This window comes from Pseudonocardia yunnanensis, from assembly GCF_039534065.1.
GTDB classification, from domain to species: Bacteria; Actinomycetota; Actinomycetes; order Mycobacteriales; family Pseudonocardiaceae; genus Pseudonocardia; species Pseudonocardia yunnanensis.
The window spans coordinates 486,194-495,108 of record NZ_BAAAUS010000024.1; the positions used below are offsets into that span (position 1 = coordinate 486,194).

The window sequence follows — 8,915 nt, forward strand, 5'->3', positions numbered from 1 at the left end:
TCCTTCAGTCGCCGATCACGCACGAGACGTGCGTACCGCGTGACCGGGGGTGAGATGCGCCCCGGTCACGCGGAGCCGATGGTGGCCCTCCCACGGTCGATCACCACAGTGCCGTCGTCGGTGCGGGTGCGGTAGAGAGCCTCGCCTCCCGCGCCGTGCCAGATCTCGACGGTGAGCGCCTGACCAGGCACGACCGTGGCGCTGAACCGCCCGTACATCCCGGTGAGCCGCGCGGGGTCGCCGCCTGCGGCCTCCTGCAGCAGCGCACGGCCGGTGACGCCGTAGGTGCACAGCCCGTGCAGGATCGGCTTCCCGAAACCCGCCCTGGCCGCGAACGTCGGGTCGGAGTGCAGCGGGTTGCGGTCGCCGGAGAGCCGGTAGAGCAGCGCCTGCTCCGGTCGCGTCTCGTACCGCACGCTGCGGTCCGGGGCGCGGTCGGGCGCCGCCCAGTCGTCGCGTGGCCCGCGGTCGCCGCCGAAGCCGCCCTCGCCGCGGATGAACACCGCGCTGCGGTTGGTGGCGAGCAGCGAGCCGTCGGCCAGCACGGCTTCGGACTCGGTGACGACGAGCGCGCCCGAGCCCTTGTCGTACACGCCGGCCACCCGCGCCGTGGCCGTGACCGTGCCCTCCACCGGCACGGGCCGGTGGAGGGTGACGGCCTGTTCGGCGTGCACCAGCAGGGCCGGGTCGAACGTGCCGAACGACGGCGGCGGGGCCTGCGACAGGAGCACCGCGAACGTCGGGAGCACCTGCTGCCCGACCCCGTCGGAGTTCTCCGTGGTGAACGCGAGTTCGCTCGTCGGCTCTCCGAGCCCCGCCCCGACGCCCACGGCGTAGAGCAGGGCGTCGGTCGAGGTCCAGGAGCGGGTGCGTGGCTCCCCCGTGCGCCCGACGGCCGTCGGGTCGATTGCCATCAGCCGGCCTCCGGCACCGCGTCGTCCGCCACCAGCCCGTCGAGGATCGGGTAGTGGCACGCGGTGAAGCGCCGCGGCGCCACCTCCCGCATCTTCGGCTCCTCGGCCGCGCACCGGTCCGTGGCGAGCGGGCACCGCGTGCGGAACCGGCAGCCGCTCGGCGGGTTGACCGGCGAGGGCATCTCGCCGGTGCCCACCTCGGCGGGCGCACCGGCGGTCTCCATCGACGGGATCGAGGAGACCAGCAGCCGCGTGTAGGGGTGCACCGGGTTGTCGAAGAGGGCCTCGGTCTCGCCCACCTCGCAGATCTTGCCCAGGTACATCACCGCGACCCGGTCGCTGATGTTGCGCACCACGCCCAGGTCGTGGGCGATGAACACCAGCGTCAGCCCGTAGCGGCGCTTCATGTCCTCCAGCAGGTTGAGGATCTGCGCCTGCACGGACACGTCGAGCGCCGACACGGGCTCGTCGCAGATGAGCACCTCGGGCTCGAGCACGAGCGCCCGCGCGATCGAGACGCGCTGGCACTGGCCGCCGGAGAACTGGTGCGGCCTGCGGTCGGCCACCTGCGCCGGGTCGAGCCCGACGGCCTCGAGCACCTCGGGCACGACCTTGGCCCGCTCGCTGCCACGGCCCCACACCACCAGCGGGTCACCGACGATGTCGGGGATGCGCCGGCGCGGGTTCAGCGACGAGATGGGGTCCTGGAAGATCATCTGCAGCTTCGGACGCAGCTGGCGCAGCTCCTCCGCAGACAGCGTGGAGAGGTCGCGGCCCTCGAAGAACACCGATCCACCCGTGGGCCGGGGCAGCTGCATGATCGCCCGGCCGGTGGTCGACTTGCCGCAGCCCGACTCGCCCACCAGGCCGAGGGTCTCGCCCCGGTGGACGTCGAGGCTGATCCCGGAGACCGCGTGCACCGTGCGGCCGCCGCCGGCGGGGAACTCCACGACGAGGTCGTCGAGCCGGAGCACGACGTCGGCATCGTCCGCCTCATGCGCCGCCGAAGCGGTCGCCTCCACCTGCGGCGCGGTCACCGGTCGAGCCAGGTGGTCGCGAAGAACTGGTCCCGAGTCAGGTAGCGCACCACGCCCTTGACCTCCGGCTTCGTGATCGTGGACAGGTAGCCGCGGCTGTAGAACGCCACGGGCAGGTCCTGATTGGCGAGCAGCTGGACCTGCTGGTACAGGCGCGTGCGCTCGGCAGCGTCCGACGAGGCGGTGGCCTGGTCGAGCAGCGTGTCCATCTGCGGGTTGGAATAGCCGCCGTAGTTGGCGTTGCCGCCGGTGTGGAAGAGGTTCGTCGCGGCCGGGTACGCCGCGTCGACCGGGCCACCCACCCAGCCGGCGATCTGGAAGTCCTGGCTCTGCACGACGCTCGAGGAGTACTGCGCGAGGTCGAAGAACTGCGGCTGCAGCGTGATGCCGATCGCCGCCATCTGGGCCTGCAGGAACTCCGCGAACGCCACCCGGTTCGGTGCGTTCGTCGTCTTGTACTGGACGGTGGCGCTACCGCCGCCGGCCACGTACTCCTGGACGAGCTGCTTGGCCTTCTCCGGGTCGTACGTCGGCCACGCCGCCGCGGCCTCGGGCGTCTGGTACGCGCTGTCCGAGCCGAAGTAGCCGTCCGCCCTGGTCATCCGCGACCGGAACTGCGTGGCGGCGAGGGCGTTGAGGTCGATGCCGCGGATCAGGGCCTCGCGCATCTTGAGGTCGTCGAACGGAGCCTTCTCGACGTTGAAGTAGATGTACTCGGCCCCGTTGCCCGGCCCGTAGTAGACGCGCAGGTTCGGGTTGTCGAGCGCGCGGATCAGCTCGGTGTGGTAACCGCCGAAGATCTCGTCGACGTCGCCGTTCTCGATCGACGCGTAGCGCGACTCGGTGTCGGGCAGCGGACGGAACTCCAGCCCGTCGAGATAGGGCAGGCCCTTGTCCTTCTGCCAATAGTCCGCGTTGCGCTCGAGCACCATCCGCGAGTCGCGCGTCCAGCTCACCATCTTGAACGGGCCCGCACCCACCGGGTTGGCCGCGATCTGGTCGCCGTACTGGGCGAGCGCGGCCGGCGAGACGATCGTGCCGAGGCTGCCGCCGGTGAAGCTGCCCGCGAAGGTCACCGGGAACTGCCCGAACGGCCCGTTGAGCGAGAACTCGACGGTCTTCGCGTCCACTGCCCGCATCGACTCGATCGGCTCGGTGAACTTGTGGCCGGGCGAGGAGGCCTTGTCGATGTGCCGCTGCACGTTGGTGATCACGGCATTGGCGTCGAGCGGCGTGCCGTCGCTGAACCGGACGCCGTCGCGCAGGACGAGCCGCCAGGTGCGGCCCTGGTCCGGGCTCTCCATCGACTCCGCCATGTAGGGCTCGACGGTGCCGTCGGTGCCGAGCTTCATCAGCGAGTCGTAGACGGCGATGGCCGCCTGGTTGGTGTTCTGCACGGTCGGGTCGAACCCGACGGCCTCGCGGTCGGTGCCCAGTACCAGGACGCCGCCGCGCTTGGGCTGGCCCTCCGACGCGAGGTCGCCCCCGAAGGGGTTGGTGGCCGTGATCCCGTCGCCGGCTCCCGGCGCCGCGGCCGGCGCGACGTTGCTCCCGCATGCGGCGAGCAGCCCCACGCCCAGCAACAGGGCGAGCGCGCCCACGGCGCGCGACCCTCTTCGGCGGACCCCCCGTCCCGTCGCTCCCGGCGGGCCGGGTGAGCAGCTCCGTTGCTTGCTCATGTCAGCACCATCTCCTCGGTCACGGACGTGCCGGCGGCACTCGTCCCACGTTCGATGTTTCGGGCCTTGGCCTCGGCCCAGGCCGGGCTGCCCACCGGGAACCAGCAGCGGTACTGGTGGTCGGGCGAGCCGGCGTCGCGCAGGGGCGGTTCCTCGGTGAGGCACTTGTCCTGCGCGTAGGGGCAGCGCGGGCTGAACTTGCAGCCGGCGGGGGGGTTGATGAGGTCCGGCGGCCGGCCGGGGATCACCTGGAGCCGGACGTGGTTCGGCCCGGCGATCGGCGGCACGGCGTTCATGAGTGCCTCGGTGTAGGGCATCTTCGGCTCGGCGAAGAGCTCCGGCGTGGGCGCCGTCTCGACGATGCGACCCGCGTACATCACGGCGATGCGGTCCGACCGGCTGCGCACCACCCGCAGGTCGTGCGTGACCAGCAGCATCGCCATCCGCCGCCGTGCCTGCAGGTCGGCGAGCAGGTCCAGGATCTGGGCCTGCACGGTGACGTCGAGCGCGGTGGTGGGCTCGTCGGCGAGCAGGAGCCGCGGGTTGCAGGACAGCGCGATCGCGATCGTCACGCGCTGGCGCATCCCGCCGGAGAGCTCGTGCGGGTACTGGCGCACGCGCCGCTCGGGTTCGGAGAGGCCCACCGAACGCAGCAGCTCGACGGCCCGGTCCAGCGCTTCCTTCTTCGTGACGCGGTCGTGCAGCAGGATCGTCTCGGTGAGCTGCGCGCCGATCCGCTTGACGGGGTTCAGCGAGGTCATCGGGTCCTGCAGGATCAGCGCGATCTCCGAGCCCCAGAACGCCGACAGCGCCTTGCCCGACAGCTCGCTGATCTTGGTGCCGTCGTAGGTGACGGTGCCCGACACCTCGGTGCCGCGCCCGCCGCCGATGAGGCCCATCGCACGGCGGGTGAACACGGTCTTGCCCGAGCCGCTCTCCCCCACCACAGCGAGCACCTCGCCCGCCTTCAGCCGCAGCGACACGCCCTCGACGGCGTGCACCACGCCCTTCTTGGTGTGGAAGCGCACGACGACGTCCTCGGCCGTGAGCAGGTCGCCCCCGTCCGGGACATCGCCCAGCGCGCCGGCATCCAGGACGTCCTCGGCCTGGCCGTTCTCGCTCCGCGTGCCGGTCACAGGTTGCTCTCCTTGACCTCGAACTGCTTGCGGGTGCGCTCACCGATGTAGTTGATCGAGAGCACCGTCAGGAACATGACCGCGGCGGGGAACAGCGAGATGTGCGGGAAGTTGAGCAGCTCGGTGCGGCCGCCGGCGATCATCCCGCCCCAGCTCGGCGTGGGCGGCGGGATGCCGAGGCCGAGGAAGCTCAACGAGCCCTCCACCACGATGAAGACGCCGATCATGATGAAGCCGTAGGCAGCCACCGGGAGCACGACGTTGGGTGCGATCTCCCGGGCGATGATCCGGAGTGGCTTGCACCCGTACGCCCGCGCGGCCTGCACGAACTCCCGCTGCGCCACGGTCAGGGTGGCGGCCCGGCTGAGCCGGATGAACGTGGGCACCGACAGGATCGCCAGGCCGATGATCAGGTTGGTGAGGCTCGAGCCCAGGATGGCGACCAGGGCGATGATGAACACCAGGCCGGGGAACGCGAGCACCACGTCGGTGACCAGCGCGAGCACCCGCTCGGTGCGGCCGCCGAAGTAGCCGGCCATCATGCCGAGGATGCCGCCCACCAGCGCACCGAGCAGGACGGCACAGATGCCGACGAGCAGCGATGCCCGTGCCCCGTAGATGATCCGGGACAGGTTGTCGCGACCCAGCGTGTCGCCGCCCAGCCAGTGCTGGGGCGTGATCCCGCCGAACACGTTGTTGTAGTCGGGCACCGCCGGGTCCCACAGCGGCAGCAGCGGAGCGAACACGGCGGAGAGCACCACCGCGCCCAGCCACGCCCATGCGATGTACCAGCCGATCGGCGCGCGACCGGCCCGCTGGATCCGCTTGCCCTTGCCCTTGGCCGCCATAGTGGCGATCGGCACCTGGGTGGCGACGGCGTCGCCGGGGGTCGTGTCCGGGGTCATTCCCGGAGTCGTCGTCTCAGGCATCTCTACGCACCCGCGGGTCGAGGGCCAGGTACAGGAGGTCGATGAGCATGTTGATCACGACGTAGGCAACCGCGACGAACAGCAGGGCACCCTGCAGGATCATGTAGTCGCGGTTGAACACGGCCTGCACGATCAGCTGGCCGAGCCCGGGAATGGCGAACAGCGTCTCGACGATCACGGTGCCGCCCAGGAGGCGGCCGATGTTCACACCGGACAGTGTGATCAGCGAGAACGACGATGGCCGCAACGCGTGGCGCATCAGGATCGTGCGTGGTCCCAGTCCCTTGGACCGGGCCATGAGGATGAAGTCCTCCTGCAGCGTCGAGATCATGTCGGAACGCAGCAGTTGTCGGTAGACCGCCGCCTCGGCGATCATCAACGTCAGGCACGGCAGGATGATCGATCTCAGGTTGCCGAGCGGATCCTCGAAGAACCCGACGTAGCCGGTGGCCGGCAGGATGCTCGAGACACCACCCGCGAACAGCACGATCAGCACCATGCCGAACACGAAGGTCGGCATCGCGGCGGCGCCGAACCCGATCGTCATCGACGCCCTGTCCACCAGCCGGCCCGGCCGGTAGGCGGAGTAGACCGCCAGCGGGATCGCGATCAGCAACGCCAGGATCTGCGCGACGATCGTGATCTCGAACGTCACCGGTATCCGCTGGGCCAGCGCCTCCACCACCGGCTGTCCCGTGCGGAAGGAGCGTCCGAGGTCTCCGGTGACGACACCACCGAGCCAGTCGACATAGCGCACCAGCAGCGGCCGGTCCAACTGCAGGTCCACCCGCACCTGCTGCACCTGCTCGGGCGTCGCGTTGTCACCCGCCACGACGACCGCGGCGTCACCGGGGAGCAGGTCGACCACCACGAACGACAGGAAGGTCACCGCGATCAGCACGATCAGCAGGTGCACGATCCGCTTGCGGATGCGCCGCAGAGCGGGGCGGCGGCTTCCGGCCGGCTTGGCCGGGGTCCCCGGCGGAGTCGGGCCGCCGGCGGGCACGGTCGGGCCCGCCTGTGACGTCAGTGTCATGTCGGCCACGGCGCGCCTCAGCTCGTCCGGAGGGGAAGCGCGGCCACCAGCGGGGTGTCCGCGCCGATCGGTCCCACCGCCGACGCCCCGCCCGGATCACCGAGCGGGGCGTCACGGCCGGGGAGCGTGTCGTAGAAGAACGAGGCGTTGTCCGCGATGTGCCCGGCGTCGGCGTCGGACGCCTGCTGCTCCAGCACGATCGAGTCCACCGGGCACTCCGGTTCGCAGGCACCGCACTCGATGCACTCCGCCGGGTTGATGTAGAGCTTGCGCTCGCCCGTGTAGATGCAGTCGACCGGGCAGACGTCGATGCAGCTGCGGTCCATGACGTCGACGCAGGCTTCGCCGATGACGTAGGTCATCTCGTTGGTCCCCTTCCGTGGGGGCGCCCTGTCATGGGGCGCGGTGCTGATCGCTAGGTGCGGTGGGATCGGGTGCGTGTCGTGCTGGTGCGCGGCCTACTCGGGACCACCGTCGAGCCAGGTGGTGGCGAAGAACATGTCCCGCGACGGGTAGCGGTCGATCCCCTTCACCTCGGGTTTGGTGATCGTGGACAGGTAACTGCGGCTGAACCACGCCATCGAGAGGTCCTGCCCCACCAGCAGCTCGACCTGCTGGTAGGCGTTGGTCCGGACCGCCTCGTCAGTCGTCCGCGCTGCCTCGTCGAGCAGCGCGTCCACCTGGGGGTTGGAGTAGTCGCCGTAGTTGGTGTTGCCCCCGGTGTGCAGGAGTCGGGTCGCGCCCGGGTAGGGCACGTCGAAGGCTCCGACCCAGGTGGTGAGCTGGAAGTCGTTGCTCTGCACCACCGCGGAGGAGAACTGCGCGAGGTCGTAGAACTGCACCTTGATGTCGATGCCCACGGCCGCCATCTGGGCCTGGATGTACTCCCCGAAGGGCACCCGTGCCTGGGTCGTCTTGAAGGTGAAGGTCGGATCGCCGCCGGAGGCCTTGTACTCGGCGATCAGCTGCTTGGCCCGCTCCGGGTCGTACTTCGGCCACGCCTGCGACGCCGCCTCCGTGTGGTACGGGCTGTCCTCGGCGAACAGGCTGGTCGACGACACGAGCCGGCCGCTGTACTGGCTCGCCGCCAGTGCGTTGAGATCCAGCGAGCTGATCAGCGCCTCGCGCATCCTGCGGTCGTTGAACGGTGCCTTGTTGAAGTTGAAGTAGAGGTACTCGCCTGCGTTGCCTGGCCCGTAGTACACGCGGAGCCCGGCGTTGGAGCTCGCCCGCACGAGTTCCTGGTTGTACCCGCCGAACACGACGTCGACGTCGCCGTTCTCGATCGAGGCGTAGCGGCTCTCGGTGTCGGGCAGGGGGCGGAACTCCAGCCCGTCGAGGTAGGGCATGCCCTGCTGCCAGTACGAGTCGTTCTTGGCGAGCGTGATCCGGGAGTCGGGGATCCACTCCACGAACCGGAACGGGCCGGCACCCACCGGGTGGCGACCGATGTCGTCGCCGTACTGCTGCAGCGCCGCGGGCGAGACGATCATCCCGAGGCTGCCGTAGGTGATCGGCTGGGCGAACAGCACCGGGAAGTCGCCGAGCGGGGCCTTCAGCGTGAACTCGACGGTGAGTGGGTCGACCGCGCGCATCGACGCGATGTTCGCGGCGAAGGCGTGTGCGGGCGAGGACAGTTTGTCGATGTGGCGCTGCACGTTGACCAGCACGGCGTCGGCGTCGAGGGCGGTGCCGTCGGTGAACTTCACGTCGGGCCGCAGCCCAAGGCGCCAGGTCACTCCCCCGTCGGCGCTGTCCATCGACTGCGCGAGATAGGGCTGGGCCTTGCCGTGCGGGTCGACCTTGAGCAGCGAGTCGTACACGGCCAGCGCGGCCATGTTCGAGTTCTGCACCGTGGGGTCGAAGCTGACGACCTCCCGGTCCATGCCGAGCTTCAGTGTGCCGCCCGTGCGGGGAGTGCCCTCGGTGGCCAGATCGGCGCCGTAGGGATCGCGGGCCTGCAGCGCACCGGCTGCAACGGCACCGCGGTCGGCCGCCCCACACGCACTCAGAAGCACTGCGCAGCACGCGAGCGCCACCGCGGCGACGGCGCGGGACGTGCGACATCGCAATCGCATCTCAGAACACCCCAATGTGTCAGGAACGGCGCTGTAGGAATTGCGCTGTAACAGGTATGGCGAAGTGCCACGGGTCAACGGGTGGGTAAAGCGGGCCGGGACAGGT

8 protein-coding genes are annotated in these 8,915 nt (G+C 70.0%); all 8 read right to left on the minus strand.

Translation table 11 applies throughout. The features are described 5' to 3' along the window. Positions 1-65: 65 nt before the first annotated feature. The 8 genes from ABD743_RS23925 to ABD743_RS23960 all read right to left on the minus strand — a co-directional run bounded on the left by ABD743_RS23925 (position 66) and on the right by ABD743_RS23960 (position 8,809). Entirely contained in the window at positions 66-914 is an 849-nt protein-coding gene (locus ABD743_RS23925) for a MaoC/PaaZ C-terminal domain-containing protein (RefSeq protein WP_344724389.1), read from the minus strand. Next, a complete protein-coding gene (locus ABD743_RS23930) occupies positions 914-1,951 on the minus strand; it encodes an ABC transporter ATP-binding protein (RefSeq protein ID WP_344724390.1) in 1,038 nt (345 codons plus the stop codon). The genes ABD743_RS23925 and ABD743_RS23930 overlap by 1 nt, the downstream gene beginning before the upstream one ends. Continuing rightward, positions 1,948-3,552 carry an ABC transporter substrate-binding protein gene (locus tag ABD743_RS23935; RefSeq protein ID WP_344724391.1) on the minus strand — a complete coding sequence of 535 codons (1,605 nt, stop codon included), beginning with the start codon at positions 3,550-3,552 and terminating at the stop codon, positions 1,948-1,950. The genes ABD743_RS23930 and ABD743_RS23935 overlap by 4 nt, the downstream gene beginning before the upstream one ends. Positions 3,553-3,626: 74 nt before the next feature. Next, positions 3,627-4,766: an ABC transporter ATP-binding protein gene (locus ABD743_RS23940; RefSeq protein WP_344724392.1), complete on the minus strand. Its 1,140-nt coding sequence runs from the start codon at positions 4,764-4,766 to the stop codon at positions 3,627-3,629. After that, on the minus strand, positions 4,763-5,695 hold the full coding sequence (locus ABD743_RS23945; RefSeq protein WP_344724394.1) for an ABC transporter permease: 933 nt from the start codon (positions 5,693-5,695) through the stop codon (positions 4,763-4,765). The genes ABD743_RS23940 and ABD743_RS23945 overlap by 4 nt, the downstream gene beginning before the upstream one ends. Then, complete coding sequence (locus ABD743_RS23950; RefSeq protein ID WP_241039545.1) at positions 5,688-6,731, minus strand: ABC transporter permease; 1,044 nt, start codon at positions 6,729-6,731, stop codon at positions 5,688-5,690. The genes ABD743_RS23945 and ABD743_RS23950 overlap by 8 nt, the downstream gene beginning before the upstream one ends. 17 nt (positions 6,732-6,748) lie before the next feature. Continuing rightward, the gene (gene fdxA, locus ABD743_RS23955; RefSeq protein ID WP_344724396.1) at positions 6,749-7,093 is read right to left on the minus strand and encodes a ferredoxin; all 345 of its coding nucleotides are present in this window, start codon (positions 7,091-7,093) and stop codon (positions 6,749-6,751) included. Between the two features lie 96 nt (positions 7,094-7,189). Continuing rightward, a complete protein-coding gene (locus ABD743_RS23960) occupies positions 7,190-8,809 on the minus strand; it encodes an ABC transporter substrate-binding protein (RefSeq protein ID WP_344724397.1) in 1,620 nt (539 codons plus the stop codon). Between the last annotated feature and the right edge of the window lie 106 nt (positions 8,810-8,915).